At 60.2% G+C, this 19,082-nt stretch carries 16 protein-coding genes; 5 read left to right on the plus strand and 11 right to left on the minus strand.

Annotation, left to right across the window (positions count from 1 at the left end; translation table 11 throughout):
* The first annotated feature begins 44 nt into the window (after window positions 1–44).
* From hemB to ACP15L_RS01665, 4 genes are all read left to right on the plus strand, one after another.
* Window positions 45–1,043 (plus strand): porphobilinogen synthase, encoded by a 999-nt coding sequence (gene hemB / locus ACP15L_RS01650; RefSeq protein WP_425082884.1) that lies wholly within the window; start codon window positions 45–47, stop codon window positions 1,041–1,043.
* Between the two features lie 142 nt (window positions 1,044–1,185).
* Window positions 1,186–1,758, plus strand: a complete 573-nt coding sequence (locus ACP15L_RS01655) for a YSC84-related protein (RefSeq protein ID WP_170373852.1) — start codon at window positions 1,186–1,188, stop codon at window positions 1,756–1,758.
* 162 nt (window positions 1,759–1,920) lie between these two features.
* A complete protein-coding gene (locus ACP15L_RS01660) occupies window positions 1,921–4,383 on the plus strand; it encodes a penicillin acylase family protein (protein ID WP_425082885.1) in 2,463 nt (820 codons plus the stop codon).
* 105 nt (window positions 4,384–4,488) lie between these two features.
* Window positions 4,489–4,884, plus strand: a complete 396-nt coding sequence (locus tag ACP15L_RS01665) for a nuclear transport factor 2 family protein (protein ID WP_170688755.1) — start codon at window positions 4,489–4,491, stop codon at window positions 4,882–4,884.
* A gap of 3 nt (window positions 4,885–4,887) precedes the next feature.
* Here the strand turns inward: ACP15L_RS01665 and hflX are convergent, their stop codons facing one another.
* The 4 genes from hflX to trkA form a co-directional block, all read right to left on the minus strand.
* Window positions 4,888–6,159, minus strand: a complete 1,272-nt coding sequence (gene hflX / locus ACP15L_RS01670; protein WP_425082886.1) for a GTPase HflX — start codon at window positions 6,157–6,159, stop codon at window positions 4,888–4,890.
* Complete coding sequence (gene hfq / locus ACP15L_RS01675) at window positions 6,159–6,398, minus strand: RNA chaperone Hfq (RefSeq protein ID WP_005982826.1); 240 nt, start codon at window positions 6,396–6,398, stop codon at window positions 6,159–6,161. The genes hflX and hfq overlap by 1 nt, the downstream gene beginning before the upstream one ends.
* A gap of 130 nt (window positions 6,399–6,528) precedes the next feature.
* Window positions 6,529–8,067, minus strand: a complete 1,539-nt coding sequence (locus ACP15L_RS01680) for a TrkH family potassium uptake protein (protein WP_170373856.1) — start codon at window positions 8,065–8,067, stop codon at window positions 6,529–6,531.
* Window positions 8,067–9,443 carry a Trk system potassium transporter TrkA gene (trkA, locus tag ACP15L_RS01685; RefSeq protein WP_425082887.1) on the minus strand — a complete coding sequence of 459 codons (1,377 nt, stop codon included), beginning with the start codon at window positions 9,441–9,443 and terminating at the stop codon, window positions 8,067–8,069. Before trkA ends, ACP15L_RS01680 begins: the two co-directional genes overlap by 1 nt.
* Before the next feature lie 96 nt (window positions 9,444–9,539).
* Between trkA and ACP15L_RS01690 the strand changes: the two genes are divergently transcribed.
* On the plus strand, window positions 9,540–10,019 hold the full coding sequence (locus tag ACP15L_RS01690; protein WP_170466659.1) for a hypothetical protein: 480 nt from the start codon (window positions 9,540–9,542) through the stop codon (window positions 10,017–10,019).
* On the opposite strand, the gene ACP15L_RS01695 is transcribed toward ACP15L_RS01690, so the two are convergent.
* The 7 genes from ACP15L_RS01695 to dusB all read right to left on the minus strand — a co-directional run bounded on the left by ACP15L_RS01695 (window position 10,007) and on the right by dusB (window position 19,049).
* Window positions 10,007–11,167: an MFS transporter gene (locus ACP15L_RS01695; RefSeq protein WP_425082888.1), complete on the minus strand. Its 1,161-nt coding sequence runs from the start codon at window positions 11,165–11,167 to the stop codon at window positions 10,007–10,009. The two genes, ACP15L_RS01690 and ACP15L_RS01695, sit on opposite strands and share 13 nt — an antisense overlap.
* A 43-nt stretch (window positions 11,168–11,210) precedes the next feature.
* A complete protein-coding gene (locus ACP15L_RS01700) occupies window positions 11,211–11,801 on the minus strand; it encodes a helix-turn-helix domain-containing protein (RefSeq protein ID WP_425082889.1) in 591 nt (196 codons plus the stop codon).
* 18 nt (window positions 11,802–11,819) lie between these two features.
* On the minus strand, window positions 11,820–13,229 hold the full coding sequence (locus tag ACP15L_RS01705; RefSeq protein ID WP_170373861.1) for a sigma-54-dependent transcriptional regulator: 1,410 nt from the start codon (window positions 13,227–13,229) through the stop codon (window positions 11,820–11,822).
* Window positions 13,226–15,514 carry an ATP-binding protein gene (locus ACP15L_RS01710; RefSeq protein WP_425082890.1) on the minus strand — a complete coding sequence of 763 codons (2,289 nt, stop codon included), beginning with the start codon at window positions 15,512–15,514 and terminating at the stop codon, window positions 13,226–13,228. Before ACP15L_RS01710 ends, ACP15L_RS01705 begins: the two co-directional genes overlap by 4 nt.
* 99 nt (window positions 15,515–15,613) lie before the next feature.
* The gene (locus ACP15L_RS01715; RefSeq protein ID WP_170373863.1) at window positions 15,614–16,981 is read right to left on the minus strand and encodes a response regulator; all 1,368 of its coding nucleotides are present in this window, start codon (window positions 16,979–16,981) and stop codon (window positions 15,614–15,616) included.
* Window positions 16,981–18,069, minus strand: coding sequence for an ATP-binding protein (locus ACP15L_RS01720; protein ID WP_170373864.1), 1,089 nt, complete (start codon window positions 18,067–18,069; stop codon window positions 16,981–16,983). Before ACP15L_RS01720 ends, ACP15L_RS01715 begins: the two co-directional genes overlap by 1 nt.
* Complete coding sequence (gene dusB, locus ACP15L_RS01725) at window positions 18,066–19,049, minus strand: tRNA dihydrouridine synthase DusB (RefSeq protein WP_425082891.1); 984 nt, start codon at window positions 19,047–19,049, stop codon at window positions 18,066–18,068. Before dusB ends, ACP15L_RS01720 begins: the two co-directional genes overlap by 4 nt.
* Between the last annotated feature and the right edge of the window lie 33 nt (window positions 19,050–19,082).

The raw sequence follows: 19,082 nt of genomic DNA on the forward strand, positions 1-19,082 counted from the left end.
GGATTCATGCCACCCAATGCGACAATGTTCAAGGAGGACGCGCCATGAAACCGACCATCGCCCCCTACCCTCAGACCCGTTTTCGCCGGGCGCGTCAGTCCGATGCGATCCGCGGGCTGGTGCGCGAGCATACACTGACCACCGACGATCTGATCTGGCCGGTTTTCGTACGCGATGGCGAAGGCATAGAAGATCCAGTGCCCTCGATGCCCGGCGTGAAGCGGCGGTCGGTCGATCTGATTGCCAAAGCAGCGGTCGAGGCGCAAGCCCTTGGAATCCCTGCGATCTGCATCTTTCCCTATACCGATGCAGCGCTCAAGACCGAGGATTGTGCCGAGGCCTGGAGTCCTGACAACCTCTCGAACTTCGCCATCCGCGCGATCAAGGCGGCGGCGCCGGATATCGCGGTCATGACTGATGTTGCGTTGGATCCGTACAACATCAACGGCCATGACGGCTATGTGGTGGATGGCGAGATCGTGAATGACCAGACCGTTGAGGCGCTGGTCAAGATGACCCTCGCTCAGGCCGAGGCCGGGGCCGATATCATAGGTCCCTCAGATATGATGGATGGCCGGATCGGCGCGATGCGCTCGGCGCTTGAGGCGGCGGGTCATCACAACGTGATGATCCTCAGCTATGCCGCGAAATATGCCAGCGCCTTCTACGGCCCGTTCCGCGATGCGGTTGGTGCCTCGGGCGCTCTGACCGGCGACAAGAAAACCTATCAGATGGACCCGGGAAATTCGAACGAGGCCCTGCGCCTGATCGAGCGTGATCTGACCGAAGGGGCCGATATGGTGATGATCAAGCCGGGCATGCCCTATCTGGATATCTGCCGCCGTGTGAAAGACACGTTTGGTGCGCCCACCTACGCCTATCAGGTCTCGGGCGAATACGCGATGATCCAGGCGGCGGCGCAGAACGGGTGGATCGATGGCGACAAGGTGATGCTGGAAAGTCTGCTGGCGTTCAAACGCGCGGGTTGCGACGGAATCCTGACATATTTCGCGCCGCAGGTCGCACGGGTTCTCCAAGGTTAAAACCCCGCCACCTCGCGATTTTTCGCCGATTGTTACGCGGGCCGCGGCAGCTTTGTCGTGACATGCACGCTCAATCGGCGTATTCTTGCACATAAGATCGGGAACACCCGACATATCAGGCACAGTTACAGAGATAAAAACCATGAGCAGTTCCACCCTTCCCCGACTGAACCGTCGCGGCTTTGCCTTGGGCATGGCAGGTCTGACCCTTACCGCAGCCTGCGGCAACGGCGTCGGAAACTCGAACGCGGCCACCCTCGACGCCCGTGTCGACGCAACACTGACCGAGATGTTTGCCCGCTACCCCAACACTGTCGAGATCGCAGAAAAAGCCAACGGCATGCTGGTCATGCCCCTGATCACCGAGGCCGGGTTCGTTTTCGGCGGCGGGTATGGTCAGGGCGCGCTGCGCATCAATGGAGCCACGGTTGACTATTACTCTGCCGTCAAAGGCACCGCGGGTCTGCAGATCGGCGCGCAGCAATATGCCCACGTGCTGTTCTTCATGACCGAGGACGCGCTCAACGACTTCCGTCGCTCCAGCGGTTGGACGGCCGGTGCTGATATCGGCTATGTGGTCAGCGATCAGGGCGACCAATTGTCGACTGATACGACCACCCTGCTGAGCCCGGTCTTGGCGGCCATCTTCGGCCAGGCGGGCCTGCAGATCGGCGCGACCGTCGAAGGCATCAAATACACCCGCATCATTCCCTGATTTTGCACTACCACGCCCCTCACTGAAGGACCTCGTCCCCTCTTGGGGCGGGGTCTTTTTCATTGCCACTTCAAGACAGGTTTCCGCAGTGTTCCTCTTTCGGTCGGGGCGGCCTTGAAGTAACCTCTCGCCACGTGAAGAACGAATACAAGTAGGACGTCCATGGCTCTTGTCTTTCACTGGTTGATACGCATAACCACGGGTCTTGTCCTGCTGGTTCTTGCCGCCATTGGACTCGTCTATTTTCTGGCCAGCCAATCGCTGCCCGAATACGATCAAACCCTTGAGGTTCAGGGCGTCACTGCCCCGGTTGAGATCATTCGCGATACGGCGAACGTTCCCCACATTCTTGGCGAAACCGACCCGGATGTGTTCTTTGGTTTGGGCTATGCGCATGCGCAGGATCGTTTGTGGCAGATGACCGTCATGCGCCGCACCGCTCAGGGCCGTCTATCCGAGGTTTTTGGCACGCGCACCGTTACCATCGACAGGCTGTTGCGTCGGCTTGACCTCTATGGCCTGGCTCATCGCTCGGTCGAGGCGCAGGATGACTACACAAAGGCTGCGTTGCGCGCCTATTCCGCTGGGGTCAACGCCCGCCTCACACAGATCAACGAAGAGGCTTTGGGCCGCGGCGCGCCCGAGATGTTTCTGTTCAACGCCCCCGTCTCGCCTTGGCAACCCGGCGACAGCCTCGCGGTGATCAAACTGATGGGATTGCAGTTGTCGGGCCACCTGAAAGATGAGGTTCTGCGCTCCCGAACCTCGCTTATGTTGGACGATCCGGCGCGGCTGGCCGACATTCTGCCGGATGTACCCGGAGCCGGTATCGCCGCCCTGCCCGAATACGCCCAGCTGTTTCCCGGCCTGCCGCGCTATGCCACTGGGACGCCGATGCCGGATACGCCGCTTTCGCCATTCCCCAAACGTGGCCTAGCCGGAGCGTCAAACGCATGGGTTGCCGCACCGTCGCGATCGGCTAGCGGAGGGACTCTTTTGGCCAACGACCCGCATCTGGGCTTCACCGCGCCCGGCGTGTGGTACCTGGCCCATCTGGACCTTTCAAAGGGCGGCGTGATCGGCGCAACAATTCCCGGCATCCCCGCCGTGATGAGCGGCCGCAGCGACCGTCTGGGCTGGGGCCTAACCTCCTCCTATTTGGATGATCAGGACCTGCATATCGAGCAGCTCAACCCTGACAATCCCGAGGAATACCTGACCCCGGACGGGTTCAAGGAATTCCAAAGCCGTCCTTCGATCATCGAAATCAAGGACGAAGCCCCCATCACTCTGACCCTTCGCTGGACGGAAAACGGCCCGGTTCTGCCTGGCAGCCACTATGATCTGGAGACGATCACGCCACCGGGGCATGTCGCGTCATTGTCCTGGACCGCTCTCAGCCCGAATGACACGTCCATGAGCGCTTCTATGGCCCTGATGAACGCCAATACCGTACGCGAAGCCATTGACGTCGCAGAGAAATTCATCGCTCCGTCGCAGAACCTGTCCCTGGTCGACACCGAAACGATTGGCCTGAAACTGATCGGAGCAATCCCTCAGCGCGACCGCCTGAACCAAAGCAAAGGGCGCATTCCAACGCCCGGCTGGATTGCGGAAAACCGGTGGCAAGGCCGCATGCCCTACGCCACCAACCCCGAGTTCACCTCACCCGCCGGTGGTCTGCTGGGCAACACCAACAATAAGATTATCGACCGTCCTTTTCCCAACCACGTCTCGTTCGAATGGGGCGACACACAGCGCGTTCACCGCTGGGAACGGTTGATGCAATCGCGCGAGGTCCATACCCGCGACAGCTTTATCGAGGCGCAACTGGACACTGTCAGTTTCACCGCGCGCTCGCTGCTACCGCTGATCGGAGCTGATCTGTGGTTCACCGGTGCCTCGGCCCCCGAAGGCACGCCCGAGCGCCAACGCCAGATCGCCCTGTCCCTGCTGGCCGACTGGAATGGTGAGATGAACGAACATCTGCCCGAACCATTGATCTATGCCGCGTGGCTGCGCGCCTTGCAGATCCGCCTGATCGGGGATGAACTCGGCCCGCTGGCCAGTGAGTTCAAACATGTCGAACCTCTATTTATCGAACGGGTTTACCGCGACATTGATGGCGCGTCGGTCTGGTGTGACGTGCGCCAAAGCGCCCCGGTCGAGACCTGCTCGGACATGGCAGAGCTGGCGTTGGACGACGCCCTGATCTGGATCGCCGAGACCTACGGCACCACGCTGGAATCCCTGCGCTGGGGCGATGCCCATCAGGCTACTCATGATCATCCGGTTCTCGGGAACGTTCCGGTCCTGCGCTATTTCGTTAACATTCGCCAATCGACCAGCGGAGGCGACAACACCCTGCTGCGCGGACGGACCTCGGGTGAAGGACCTGACCCATTCCTAAACGTGCATGGTGCTGGCTACCGCGGAGTCTACGATTTCGCTGATCCCGACAGTTCGGTCTTTATCACCGCAACCGGGCAGTCCGGGCATTTCCTGTCTCGCTACTATGACGATCAGGCGCAGCTGTGGCGGCGCGGAGAGTATATCCCGATGTCCCTCGACATTGATCTGGCGCGGGCCGCCGCGGTGGGTGTCACCACCCTCACCCCGCAATAATCCGCCCACTTGGCAATTCCCCGCCCCGAATTCCGAGGTGCCGTGGCATGATCTGTGGTTTCGTCCTACCATAATCGGGCGAAACCGCATCTAAAGGGGGGGATCATGGCCAGCATACGGGATACTCTGAACACGCTTGCGCGCGACTATGCCATCGCCTGGAGTTCGGGCGACCCAGATTCGGTCGCAAGTTTTTATGCACCTGACGGGCAGATCATCATCAACCGAGGCGACCCTCTCAAAGGCCGGGACGCCATCGCCGAAATGGCCCGAGGGTTCTATGCCGAGTTCCCCGACCTCGAGGTCCGTTGCGACATGCTCCGATGGGCCGGGTCACATGCGATCTTTGTCTGGACCCTCGAAGGGCACCATGCGGAAACCGGCAATCACGTGGTCACGCGAGGTTGGGAAGAATGGGAGTTGACCGAAGACCACAAAGTACAGTCCTCATTGGGGTGGTTTGACGCCGAGGACTATCAAAGACAAATCGACGGCAAATAGCCTTCAAAGCCCCGCAAACTGCGCCGCCTGTTTGTCGGTCCAAAGTACCGTGATCTCAAACCCGTCTTCCGTCTGTTCCTCGGATCGAACGACATCCTGCCGGAACAGCCACGCGCGCTTGTTCCCTTCGGCAAAGCTCAGCGAGAGAGTGGTTTCGCGCCGGACCCCCTGCAGTTTTGTCGCGATATCAGCCAGCAGAGGCGCGATCCCATCCCCGGTCACGGCCGAGATTGCAAAGATCGACGGATCGCGGTCAGCGCGTGCCAAAACCGCCTCGCGCTCATCGGCGTCCAGCAGATCGGTCTTGTTCCAAACCTCGAGCATGGGTCGCTCATCATCCACACCCAGTGAGGTGAGAATGGCCTGAACGTCATCGGCCTGTGCTTGTGACTCGTCATGGCTGATGTCGCGCACATGCACGATCAAGTCCGCGCCCAGAACTTCCTCAAGCGTTGCCCGGAATGCCGCGACAAGTTCGGTCGGCAGGTTCGAGATGAAACCCACCGTGTCTGAAAGGATCACCTCGGGACCGTCTGGGAGAACTACGCGGCGCATGGTCGGGTCTAGCGTGGCGAACAGCATGTCCTTGGCCATCACCTCAGCCCCGGTCAAACGGTTGAACAGGGTTGATTTGCCCGCGTTGGTATAGCCCACCAGGGCAACAATCGGATACGGCACCTTGGCCCGTGCAGCCCGATGCAGCGTGCGGGTCTTGACCACCTTTTGCAGCTGCCTACGCAAACGCACCAGTTGCTCGTCGATGGCGCGGCGGTCAGCCTCGATTTGAGTTTCACCAGGGCCGCCAACAAAGCCCAAACCGCCCCGCTGGCGTTCCAAGTGGGTCCAGGCCCGGACAAGCCGCGTGCGCTGATAGCTGAGCGCGGCCATCTCGACCTGCAACACACCTTCGCGGGTACGCGCGCGGTCGCTGAAAATTTCAAGGATCAAACCCGTCCGGTCGAGAATCTTGACCTTCCACGCTTTCTCTAGATTGCGTTGCTGAACCGGCGTCACGGGGCCGTCAATCAGAACCAGTTCGACCTCGCTATCGTGCAACCGTTCGGCCAGTTCGTCGATCTTGCCGCTGCCGAAAAGAAGACCCGGCTGGGCGCGCGGCAGGCGCACGATCTCGGACCCAATCACATCCAGATCGGGCAACGCGGCTGCCAGTGCAACCGCTTCTTCCAGCGCGGGTCTGGGGACGCGGCGCTGTTCATCTGATTTGATTTCAGGATGCAGCACCCAAGCCCGGGTGCGCTTCCTTTCATGTTCCATCAAGAGGCGTCTTCGCCCTCATACAGGTTGATCGGCTGCGATGGCATGATGGTTGAAATCGCGTGTTTGTAGACCAACTGCGACTGTCCGTCGCGGCGCAACAATACGCAGAAATTGTCGAACCAAGTGATCACACCCTGCAATTTCACGCCATTGATCAGGAAAATCGTGACCGGGACTTTTGCTTTCCGTACATTGTTCAGGAACGCGTCCTGCAGATTCTGTCTGTCCGAAGCCATATTTTATTAACTCGCCATTGTTCTTGCTACGCGCTGCGGACCAACGCGCTCCCTCTGGCAGAGTATGGAGTGACGCGCACAGATATTCCAGACGAAAAATCAGGCAGTAACGCTGGGAACGCGCAGTGGTTCAATCCCGCCACAGGGTCGGCGTGATCAGCGCGATGATCGCCAGTGTCTCAAGCCGACCGATCACCATCGCCGCGCAGAGCGTCAGTTTGGCCCCGCCCGACAGGTCAACCAGGCGGATCGGGACATCCGTCGCAAGCTCGATCAACGGTCCGGTTGTGCTGAGCGCTGCGACGCTCAGCACCATGGCCTGTTCGAACCCCGACCCCATCAGGGCCAGCAGCAGGTTAAACAGGGCAAGGGTCAACGCAAACATCATCAGGAAGATCCATGCGATGAATGCTCCGTCGCTTTGAATGCGGCGGTTGCCGCCGCCGGTACCACTGACCGAGGACGGGTGGATCAGCCGGTCAATCTCGCGCGCGCCATTGAGGTAGAGCGCAAAGACCCGCAGCAATTTGACCCCACCTGCCGTGGTCGCGACACCGCCACCCACCAGCGCCAGCCCCATCAGAACCAACCCCGGAGTCCCCAGACCCGAAAGCTGCTGGGCATCGTTCCAATTCGCACTCTCGAACCCGGCTGTGGTCAGGAAAGCGAGGCCCGTGAACAGCATACCCCAAATGACGTGTAGGGCTTGCAACGGCTGCAGCTGACCTCCGATTTCATTGACCCCTGCCCAAACGCGGAAGAACAGCAGCACAGCGACGGCCAGCACAATGAACAGCCCGATCCGGAACTCGGGGTCCTTGTCCAGCCGGGCAAAGCCGCTGGCGGCCGTGTCGGTTGAAAATGTCAGGCGCGACAGGGCGAAAAGCAGGAAGAGAAACAGGATCATCTCTCCCGTGATGCCCGCCTGCGCGCCCTCCAGCCCACCAACAGGAGAGATGCCCGAGGTCGCCATCACCGACATCGCATGGCAAATCGCGGTCAGGCCCTGCTCTCCGGCGATCAGCAATAGGATGCAGACCACGGCGGTCAGGCCCGCGTAAATCGGCGTCAGAGTGCGGGTCACGCGCAGCAGGCGGCCACGAGGATCGACCTGCTCGCTCTGGGCCACACCCGAGACCGGCCGACCGGGTTGACCACGCGCCGTGACCTCGAACCCGCCCAGTGACAGCGGCGCCAAGATCGCGGCGGCAGCAATCCACATCAGCAAACCGCCCATCCAACCCACCAACGCGCGCCACAGATGCAAGGGCGCGCTGAGGCGACCAGGGTCGGGGAACAAATCGGCTCCGGTCGTGGTCAGGGCGCTGACCATGTCGAAATAGGCGTTCAAAAAGGTAGTATTGCCAAGCGCGTCATGGAACGGGATGGCCAGAAAGATCGGCAGAATGGTGAAACAGCCCAGCAGCACAGCCAATTGCCCAAGCGTCCCCCGCCGCGGCACCCGGTTCGAGGCCGCCAGCGCTATCGCGGACACCAGAAACAACCCAAGCAGCCCGGAATAGAGGAAAGACCGCGAGGTATCGTGATCATCCAGCGCCAGCGCATAACCCGCCGGCACCCACATCGATAGCGCCGAAATCCCCCAGATCAGCAGAAACAGCGGCAAGCGCCGCAATACCCCGATCCGAGCTGTGACCACACGCGCCATCAGAAGAAATCAATCGAGACCTGCAGCAGCCGTTCGACCTCGGGGACGTCCTTGGCCATAGCAAAGATCGACAGCACGTCCTTTTCGTCAATCCGCAGACTGCCCGTTGGGCGCAACAGTTCGTTGCCTTTGAGAACCGCGCCAACCAAAACACCCTCAGGGAAGTCGATGTCGCGCAGTTTCTGCCCGGCCATGGGCGAGGTCGAAAGCACCTCGGCCTCAATCACTTCGGCTTCGGCGTCGCCGATGGAGTAAACCTGCCGCACCCGCCCATGCCGGATATGGCGCAGGATCGAGCTGACGGTGGTCGCTCTCGGGTTGATATAAGCATCGATCCCCAGAGGCCCCATCAAAGCCACCATGCTGGGATCGTTGATCAGCGCAATCGCCAGCGCACAGCCTTCGGCCTTGGCGCGCACGGCTGCCAGCATGTTGGTGCGGTCATCATCTGTGACGGCAAGCATCGCGTCGGCACGGTCGATGCCTGCCTCGTTCAGCAAAGCCGAATCCAGCCCGTCGCCATGCAGGACGATGGTCCGCTCCAGCGCTTCGGCGGCTTTTTCGGCGCATTCCCGGTCTCGTTCAATTATCTTGGCCCGCACGCGGCTTTCGCGTTCTTCCAGTGTTCGCGCAACCTCAAGGCCGACATTGCCGCCGCCAACGATCACCACACGGTCCTGCCGCTTTTGCGCTTTGCCGAACACCTCCATCGTGCGGTCGACATCCTTCACGCTGGTGAAGACATAACACTCATCGCCCACGAACAACTGATCTTCGGATTCAGGTGCGAAAAGGCTGCCCTCGCGCCGGACCCCGACCACGATGGAGCTGAGGGTCGAGAACAAATCGGTCAATTGCCGCAGAGGCGTGTTCACGATCGGGCAATCCTCGTCGATCCGAATGCCCAGCAGTTGCGCCTTGCCGTTCATGAACATCTCGGTGTCAAAGGCGGACGGGGCTGACAGGCGACGCATGGCGGCGGCCGCGACCTCACGCTCGGGACTGATCACCACGTCAATCGGCAGGTGATCGCGGCGATAGAGGTCTGAGTGGATCGCCTGAAGGTAGGATTGCGACCGTAAACGCGCGATCTTGCGCTGGATGGCGAAAACCGAATGGGCCATCTGGCAGGTGACCATATTCACCTCGTCCGAATGGGTCGCGGCGATGATCATGTCGGCGTCGCGCGCCCCTGCCCGCTCCAACACATCCGGATAGCTGGCAAAGCCCGCGATCCCCTGCACGTCCAGCGTTTCCGTCGCCCGGCGCACAAGATCAGGATTGTTGTCCACCACCGTGACGTCGTTCAGCTCGCCCGATAGATGCCGTGCGATCTGCCAGCCAACCTGACCCGCACCGCAAATGATGACCTTCATGTTTCTGGCCCTTCTGCCTGAAATCTTTGAATGACAGATGGTCCTGAGAGGGTCAATTGAATTGTCATACCCGACCTTTTCGGGCAGAATAAGCATATGAAAACACTCGTTCACCTGCTTGTTCCAGTGATGCTGCTGACCGCCTGCGGCCCGCTTTCCATATACTATCGCGAGGGAGAAAGCGTCTCGAAGATGCAGGAACAAACCACTCAGTGTAAGGTTCAGGCGCTTGAACAGGCACCGGTTGCCAACCAGGTCCGTCAGGGGCCGCCGACCTATTGGCCAGGCCGCACCTATTGCGACGGGAGCGGACGGTGCTATCGCAGTGGCGGTTGGTGGGAGCCTGGGCGCATATACACGGTCGACGTCAACCAACCGCTACGCAACACGGTTGAAGCACAGTGCATGGCGCAGAAAGGGTTTCGCCCTGTCAGCCTGCCGCCCTGCAAATCCGGCGTGAAATCCCGGGTTCCGGCGACCCGCACAACGACCCTGCCTCCGCTGAATACTGAATCCTGCTTCGTCAAATTCGATGACGGGTCTTTTCAGATCATCACGCCCGGTCAGGCCGGCTGACGGAGCGTTCGTTTTCGCGCCAGTGCGACATGCGCAAGGATCGCAGCCGCGTAGATCCCGATCACTGTGATCAACATGCCAGCCTCACCTGTACGCCCAAGGACAGCCAACAGAACAGGCGTACCCAACAGGTTCCCCGCATTGCCCATCTGCGCCATGGCGCCGTAGCTGAGGGCCTGCGTCTCGGGCGTTTGGTTCAGGATCGGCACGGCGGCAAAGCTACCCCCTTGCACCAAGCCCAGCACCGCAAAAAGACATATACAAACAAGTTCGAGCGGCGCGCCAAGAAACACCCCTGCGATAGCCATCATGCCAAGCGCAAACCCCAGGTTAACGACCGCAACGCAGGACGTGCGAGACAACAAGATCGGGACCGCGAGCCAGCTCAGAACAATGCCCGCCAAAGGCATGAGGCCCGCGACCGTCGCCGCCAGCCCCTCGGGCAGCCGACCGGGTAGGATGGCCAGCAACGAGACGAAGGTTAAGGTGTAGAAGAACCACCCTATGGCCGGGGCCGACACAAATGGCGATCGGTAGGTGCGCAAATGCACGTCAAAGAGTTCGCTCCAACGCCAAGGGGCAGCACCCTGAGATGGTTGAACGTTTAATCCGCAAAGCAGGATCAGACCCGCGATGGCGATCATCAGGCCGCCGTGCAGAACGAAGAAAAAGGGCAGCCCGAAATGCTCGACAACCGGCAGACCGATCCAGGCGTTCAACGCAAAGGCCACACCGAAGAATGTGCTCCACAGCACCATCGAGATATCGCGCGCCTTGCCGCTGGTGATCTGAGCGATCAACGTGGGTGCTGCGACAACGATGGCGAGATGTGAGACCCCCTCGACAAACCGGGTGGCCAGCATGGTGTTAAATCCGGGAAGGCCCGCCTGAAAGATCGACAGCGCGCCGCCCAGACACAATCCGCCAATCAACAGTTTCAACGCCCCGACGCGCCCCACGACGGCACCGGACAATGCCCCCAAAACAGCGCCCAGCAAGCTGATGATCGACAAAAGCCACCCCATGCTCTCGGCATGGCTGGGATAGAGCAGCACAAGTTCGGGAAACGGCACGGCAATCTTGGCAAATTGCGTGGCCGCGCCCAGACCGGCCAACCAGAGAAGAAGAACCTGAAATGCTAATATCATGCGGCGCTTTTACAGCGCCTGCTCAGCCCACGGAACGCATAAATTATGCGCCTGCTTTCGTCCCGCTGACCAGACGAACCGGCGTGCCGTCAGACAGGTAGAGACGTTCCCATAAGATTTCTCCGGCACTGATCCGAATACGGTCGTGAATCGCCTCGGAGGTTTGGAATGCCTTAGGCGCGGGGGTGTGCATATCCCACCACCCCTCGGCCTCCAACTCGGCCTCGGCCTCCTGGATTTCTTCGGTCGCAAACTGCCAGAGCGACACGCCCAAAAGCGCGTTCTGGCTGGTGTTCCAGTCCCTTGCCCGACTGGCGGAATAGGCAAGGCATTTATGGCTCGCCTCTTCGACCAAGTGAAGGCAATCGGAGGAATTCATCACCAAGCGCCGCAACGCACTGTCATCGGATCGCTTTGGACCTAGCGCGGCAAAGACCGCTTGTTGCGTGTCCGGAGGCGGCGTTTGCCCGCCTCTCTCCCAACGTGAGATGGTGGCCTGATCCACCTCCAGCAGCTCGGCCAGATAGGCCTGCTTGTACCCGACGGATCGGCGCAACCGTTTCAGGCGCTTGCCGAAGCCCGGATAGCCCCGGGTCTCAAGCCTCTTGCTCTTGGTTGGCGCGCCAATACTCATCGTGGCCCTCCCGGCAGATTACTCTGCCGGTTCCGGCTCATCAATTTGTGCAACGCGCGCGCCCGATTTGTTCGAGGTCACAACACCCAGCGATTTCAGCTTGCGGTGCAGCGCGCTGCGCTCCATCCCGACAAAGCTGGCCGTGCGGCTGATATTGCCACCAAACCGGTTGATCTGGGTCAGCAGATATTCCCGCTCAAACGCTTCACGCGCCTCGCGCAGTGGCAGAGTGGCCAGCGCACCGGACAGGACCACACGACCCGAATCCTCGGCCTTGTCCTCATCGCTCGGCAGCTCACGCGCCTCAATCGGGCCTGTGCCATCGCCGAGGATCAGAACACGCTCGATCAGGTTCTTCAACTGCCGGACGTTGCCGGGCCAGGTCATGGTCTGGAGCAGCGCAACCGCTTCCTCGGACAGTTCCCGAACCGGCAAGCCCTGCGTTTCATTGCACATTTCAATGAAATGCTGTGCCAGAACCGGAATATCCTCACGACGGTCCTCCAGCGAAGGGACGTCAATCGGGACAACGTTCAGACGGTGATAAAGTTCCTCCCGGAACCGCTCGGCCACAATCTCATCATCGAGGTTCTTATTGGTCGAGGAAATCACGCGCAGATCGACCCGCACCTTGTCCGAGCCGCCAACGCGCTGGAATTGCTGATCGACCAGAACCCGAAGGATCTTGGATTGAGTACCCAAGGGCATATCAGCCACTTCGTCAAAATAGATCACACCTCCGTGGGCCTCTTCCAGCAGGCCCGGCTCCACACCGCGTTCGCTGCTTTCGCGTCCGAACAGAACCTCTTCGACCCGCTCTGGCTCGATTCCGGCGCAATTGACCGTCACGAAGGGCGCATTGGCCCGGTTGGAATGCGCGTGGATATAGCGCGCCGCGATTTCCTTGCCCGACCCGGCCGGTCCGCTCAGCATCACGCGGCCGTTCGACTTGGTGACCTTGTCCAACTGGCCCTGCATCGCCCGGAACGAGGCCGATTTGCCGATCATATCCGAGCAGCTGACCTCTTTGCGTTTCAGCGATGCATTCTCGCGACGCAAGCGCGAAGTCTCCATCGCGCGGCGGATCACGACCATCAACTGGTCGATGTTGAAGGGCTTTTCGATAAAGTCGTACGCACCCTGTTTGATTGCGGCGACGGCGATCTCGATATTGCCGTGACCCGAAATGATCACCACCGGCACATCCGGGTTGTCACGTTTCACCGCCTTCAGAATATCAATCCCGTCCATGCGGCTGTCTTTCAGCCAGATATCCAGTATCAAAAGCCCCGGCGGCTCGGAATTAATCGACGACATGCACTCATCCGAGTTCGCCGCCAGTCGGGTTGAATAGCCTTCGTCCTCCAGAATGTCGGACACCAGTTCGCGAATATCGCGTTCGTCATCTACGATCAGAATGTCGCTCATCTTTGGCCTGCTTTCATTATGTTGGTTTTAATCGCCTGCTTCTGTGGCGCTGAATTGGGTGGGAGGTTCGCCCCCGGTAAACGGATCACGGCCATTGCGCCGAAATGGTCCTGTCCGTCAAAGGTGGGCGCGTCTTCTAGCGTCAGCGCTCCGCCGTGTTCTTCGATGATTTTCTTGACGATGGGCAGGCCCAGCCCGGTCCCTTCGTCGCGTGTGGTCACATAGGGCTCAAACAACCGCGCACGGTCTTCCGGCAGCCCGATCCCGTTGTCCGCAATGGTGATGATCGTCCCAGCATCGTCGCTGGAGACCGCCACCTTGATCTGTGGCTTCAGGTTTTCAGGAGCGCCTTTTTCCTTCAAGGTTTCAATGGCTTCCCCGGCATTCTTGATCAAGTTGGTGAACGCCTGATTCAGCATGGTTGCGTCCACATCCACCGGGATCGGTTGGTCCGGAAGATCCGCATCAATCTGCACCTCGGGTTGACCAGCCTGTTGCAGCAGCACCGCCTCGCGCACCAGCGCAACAATATCTTCCTCGCGCCGTTCCGGCTCGGGCATGCGCGCGAATTTCGAGAACTCATCCACGATCCGGCGCAAGTCATTGGTTTGACGCACGATCACGTCGGTCATGGAGACGAGGATATCGCAATCCTCTTCATCCAGCTTGCGCGAGAATTTCCGCTTGATCCGCTCAGCACTCAGCTGAATCGGGGTCAGAGGGTTCTTGATCTCATGGGCAATCCGCCGGGCCACATCCCCCCACGCGGCCATACGCTGCGCGCTGACCAGATCTGTGACGTCATCAAAGGCCACAACATAGCCCTCAAGCCCGCCATCTTCGCCCCGCCGCGTGGCCATCCGCACCAGCAGGTTCTCCAACTGGCCTTTGCGGGTGACCTTGATCTCACCTTGCACCGCCTCTTGCCCGCTGCTTTTCAGGCTTTCGAACAGAGGCAGGAATTCGGGCACGGCGATGCCAATGGCCAGATGCTCTTCGCCCCGGGACCAATCCAGCAGCCGCTCGGCAGAGCGGTTGACGAAGGTCACGCACCCTTCCGGGTCAACCCCCACCACGCCCGAGGTTACCGAACTCAGCACCGAGTCGAACAGGCGGCGGCGGCTTTCGATCTGCTGAGTATTCTCAAGCAGCGTGTCCCGCTGGCCTTTCAACTGCCGTGTCATCTGGTTGAAGTACCGACCCAGCATGGCGATTTCGTCATCGCTGGCCTCTTCGATCACCTGCACGCTCAGGTCGCCCGCGCCGACCCTCTGCGCCGCTGTGGTCAGGCGCCCCACCGGCCGCGAGAGGCGTTCTGCGAACCACATCCCAAGCGACATCGCCGCAAGTATCAGGATTAGCGCAAAGCCAAGATAAAGCAGACCGAACTCGAACAGCACCCTCCCACGTTCGCTTTCAAGCTGTTGATAGAACTGCGCTGTTTCCTTGGTGTCATCCAGCAGGGTCAGCAACTGGCCGTCGACCTCACGACTAACGTAGAGGTACCGGTCCAGATACGCTTGCAAGGGCACCAACGCGCGGAATTCGTTGTTCTGCCAGTCCGCGATGATCAGAAGGCCGCTTTCGGTGGCATCCGCCATCTGCTCAGGGGTCGGTGCTTCGTAGTTGAACAGGTAAGAGCGATCGCCACGCGACCGGATTTCACCTTCGCCGTCAATCACATAGGCCTCACGCAGGCCACGCTGGATCTGAGCCTGCCCTTGCGCCAGAACCTCGCGCAGCTCGGCGTCCGAGATGTAAAAATCGCGCGCGCGTGCATTGTCGAGGAAAAGCGCCAGAACGGCGGCGTCTTGTGTCAGGCCCTGCCGGTGCTCAAGCTCATAAGCCTCGGCCGCGGTGAGGGACGATCCCACAACCTGCCGAACCCGGTCCGAGAACCAGCCTTCAAGGCCGATATTCACCGTCAGCCCGGCAAAGATCGCGACCGTCACCGTCGGCACCAGTGCCAGCAGTGTAAACGCGCCAATCAAACGCAAATGCAGGCGCGATCCCGCTGATTTGGCCCTCCGCGCCGCGATCAGACTGCCCAGCTGACTCATCACTAGAGCCGCAACGACCAGCACGTATACGAGGTCGGCCAGCAGAATCAGGCGCAACGTCGGGGCAGTTGCGCCCAGATCGAAAGGACCAATGACAAGATATGTCGCAAGCGCCAAGACCGGCCCCAGAAGAACCAGCCCGAAGGTGCTGTAATTGCGCAGTTTCCGGGATCTGCGCCACCGGTTAACCGATGGGAGAATCCCGCTCTGTGCCCGGGTTGCCACCGTCTGCCCTCATCCTGATGTGCTGCTTTCGCAGCGAACCGCCATATCTCGTGGTCTATTCCCGGGCGATACCCGAATGCCACGCTTTGTGTGGCGATATTACATCAGTTTGCGACGGCGTGTCACCTGAATATCGAGGTCCGTGATCTTTTTCCGCAGCGTATTTCGGTTAATCCCAAGTAAATCCGCGCATTTTGCCTGGTTTCCGCCGGTGGCCTCCAGCGCGATTTCGATCAACGGGGCCTCAACTTCGCGCAGAATGCGCTGATACAGGCCCGGCGGCGGCAGCATATTGCCGTGTAGATCGAAATAGCGGCGTAGGTGGCGCTCAACCGAGGTTGCCAGTTTTTCACGCTCTCCTCCGCCCAGAACGGGCTCGGCTTCGGGCTGGCTGCCTAGAACCATCTCTACCTCGGCCTTAGAGATCTCGTCGGATCGGCTGGTCAGGCTTAGCCTGCGGATCGCGTTCTCCAACTGCCGCACATTGCCCGGCCAGGAATAGCGCCGGACCAGTTCAACCGCATCAGCGCTGAGCCAGCGTTTGGACCCAAGGTCTTTTTCCTCGCGGGCCAGAAAATGCTCGGCCAATAGGGTAATATCATCCACCCGCTCACGCAGAGCCGGGACATGGATGGTTGCGCCGCAGAGGCGGTAGTAGAGGTCCTGACGGATACGCCCGCCCTCCATCCCGGCGGTCAGATCCGATTGGCTGGTCGCCATGAAGCGGGGCACGTGGTCGCCTGGCGTATCCATCATCCGCACGATCCGCGCCTGAATCTCGTCATCGATATCGGCGATCTCATCAATCAGCAGCGTCCCGCCACGCACCCGCGCCATAACGCGTGCGGGGCCTTCGAGGTCGCGCAGATCAGCCGCCGTTGCCGTCACAAACGGTAAGGTTCGACGGTCCGAAAAATCGTGAATAGCCCGCGCAATCAGTGACTTACCGGTCCCACTTTCACCAGAAATCATGACCGAGAGATCGGTGTTCATCACGCGCGCCACCAGACGATAAAGCGACTGCATCACCGGCGTGCGCCCTACCAAAGGCAATTCATCCGGGCGCTCATTCTCTTGGGGTTCAGGGTCGCTCTGCAAGCGTTGCTTCTGCTCCAAGGCACGCGCCGTCCGCTTCATCAGATCCGGCAGGTCAAACGGCTTGGGCAGGTAATCGTAGGCATCCGCCTCGGCCGCCTGGATCGCGGTCATGATCGTGTTCTGAGCCGAGATCACGATCACCGGTAAGCCCGGCCGGTCCTCGGCGATCTTTGGCAGCATTTCCAAACCGTTGCCGTCCGGCATGACCACGTCCGAGATCACCACGTCCCCTTTGCCTTCGCCAACCCAGCGCATTAGCGTGGTCAGCGAGGATGTGGCATGCACCTTACATCCGGCGCGCGTCAGAGCCTGTGTCAGAACGGTGCGGATCGTGCGGTCGTCATCCGCGACCAGAACGGTGCCATCCATCAGATACTCTCCTCTTTCGATTTTTTATTTTCAGCCGGCGCACGGCGTAGCGACAGTTTGAAAACGGTCCGCCCAGGAACAGAATCGACGGAAATCCAGCCGTCATGGTCCGAGATGATCTTGCTGACCAAGGCCAGCCCCAGCCCTGTCCCGTTTTCCTTGCCCGAGACAAAGGGGTCAAAGATGTCACTGCGGATTTTCTCCGGCAGGCCCGGTCCATCGTCGATGATCTCGATCTGCAGCGGCAGCGAATGTCCCGATCCATCGCTGCGGCGCAGGCGGAAGGAATGTTCGAAATAGGTCCGCAGACGGATTGTGCCGCCCTGCGGACCCGCCGCCTCGGAGGCGTTTTTCAACAGGTTCAGAACGACTTGCAGAAGTTGATCCGGGTCTCCAAAGGCCAGCGGCAGCGAGGGGTCATAGTCTTCGACAATGGCCATATCCGCGCCAAAACCCAACAAGGCCGAACGGCGGGCGCGGTCAAGAACATCATGGATGTTGACCGGCTTGAAATCCGGTTGCTGCAGGTTTCCGAACTGCTCGACCTGCTCCAGCAACTTCACGATCCGGCGGCTTTCGGCAACGATAAGATCAGTGAGTTCTAAGTCTTGCGGCGCGATATTCATGCTTAGCAATTGCGCGGCGCCGGTGATCCCCGCCAATGGGTTCTTGATCTCATGCGCCAGCATTTCTGCCATTCCGATGGCGGACTGCGCCGCGGATTTGACCGTATTGCCCCGCGTCATGCGCCCCGCCAATTCGCGCGGGGATATGATCATGATCATCGATCCAGGATGCCCAACCAGCGGCGCAATCTGCAAGGCGCATTGCAGCGGTGCGCGGTTGCCCGACCCCGCATCCACATCGTTAACGAACAGGGGTGTTCCCTGAGCACGCGCGCGGTCAAAGGCTTCCTCTAGTGGGGCATCAACGGCGATCTGATCCCAGACGGGGTGGCCGATCACCGACTTGCGCGAGGCGTTCAGGAACCCCTCGCCCGAGGAATTAACATCCGCAATCCGGTCGTCTTGGTCGATAATGAAGGCTGGAACGGGTAGCGAGTTCCAGATGCTCTGATCCGAGGTCATGCTGCCACCCCCTGTTGACACTCCAGCGCATCACCCAACAGGCGCAGCACCTCATCCGTATCGCGCGAGGTCAGAACCGCGCGACGCAGAGGCGCGGGCGTTCCGGCCTCATCCATGTACCAGCCAAGATGTTTGCGGGCGACGCGGAGGCCAAGGTCGGTACCGTAGAAGCCCAACATCGCCTGATAATGCGCACGCACCATGTCGATCAGATCCGCGCTTTCGGGGATCTCCGGCGCGTCGGTGCCATAGACCTCATGGCAAATCTGCGCCAGAAGCCATGGCTTGCCCTGCGCCCCTCGGCCAACCATGACGCCATCCGCGCCCGATTGCTTCAACGCTGTGCGGGCCGCATGCGTATCCACGATGTCCCCATTGGCGATGACGGGGATCGAGACCGCCTCTTTCACTGCTCGGATCGCCTGCCAATCGGCACGGCCTTTGTAAAACTGACAGCGTGTCCGTCCGTGGATCGTGACCATCTGAATGCCTGCCTCCTCGGCCCGGCGCGCTACGTCTGGGGCATTTAGAAGTGCGTCGTCCCATCCAAGCCGCGTTTTCAGCGTCACGGGGACATCGACGGCCTCAACCACAGCTTCGATCAAACTCAGGGCGTGGTCTGGTGTCTTCAGCAGGGCCGAGCCAGAATATCCGTTGGTCACTTTCTTGGCCGGACAGCCCATGTTGATGTCGATCATCCGCGCGCCGCGATCTGCCACCTGGCGCGCAGCTTCGGCCATCCAATGCGCCTCGCGCCCGGCCAGTTGAACGGCTGTGTTCTCCACATCGGCCGACAGCTCGGCGCGCTCGCGCACGCCAGGTTTGGCCTGCACCATTTCCTGACTGGCGACCATTTCACTGACCACCATGCCCGCGCCAAAACGCATAACCAGATCGCGGAACGGGCGATCCGTGATTCCAGCCATCGGGGCCAATAACACAGGCGAAGATACGGTTTTGTCGGCGAGGTGCAGCGTCAACGTGCTTAATCCTTGGGCAATTGCGGATTTGAT

It is taken from the genome of Ruegeria profundi, assembly GCF_049800715.1.
In the GTDB taxonomy this organism is placed as follows: domain Bacteria; phylum Pseudomonadota; class Alphaproteobacteria; order Rhodobacterales; family Rhodobacteraceae; genus Ruegeria; species Ruegeria profundi_A.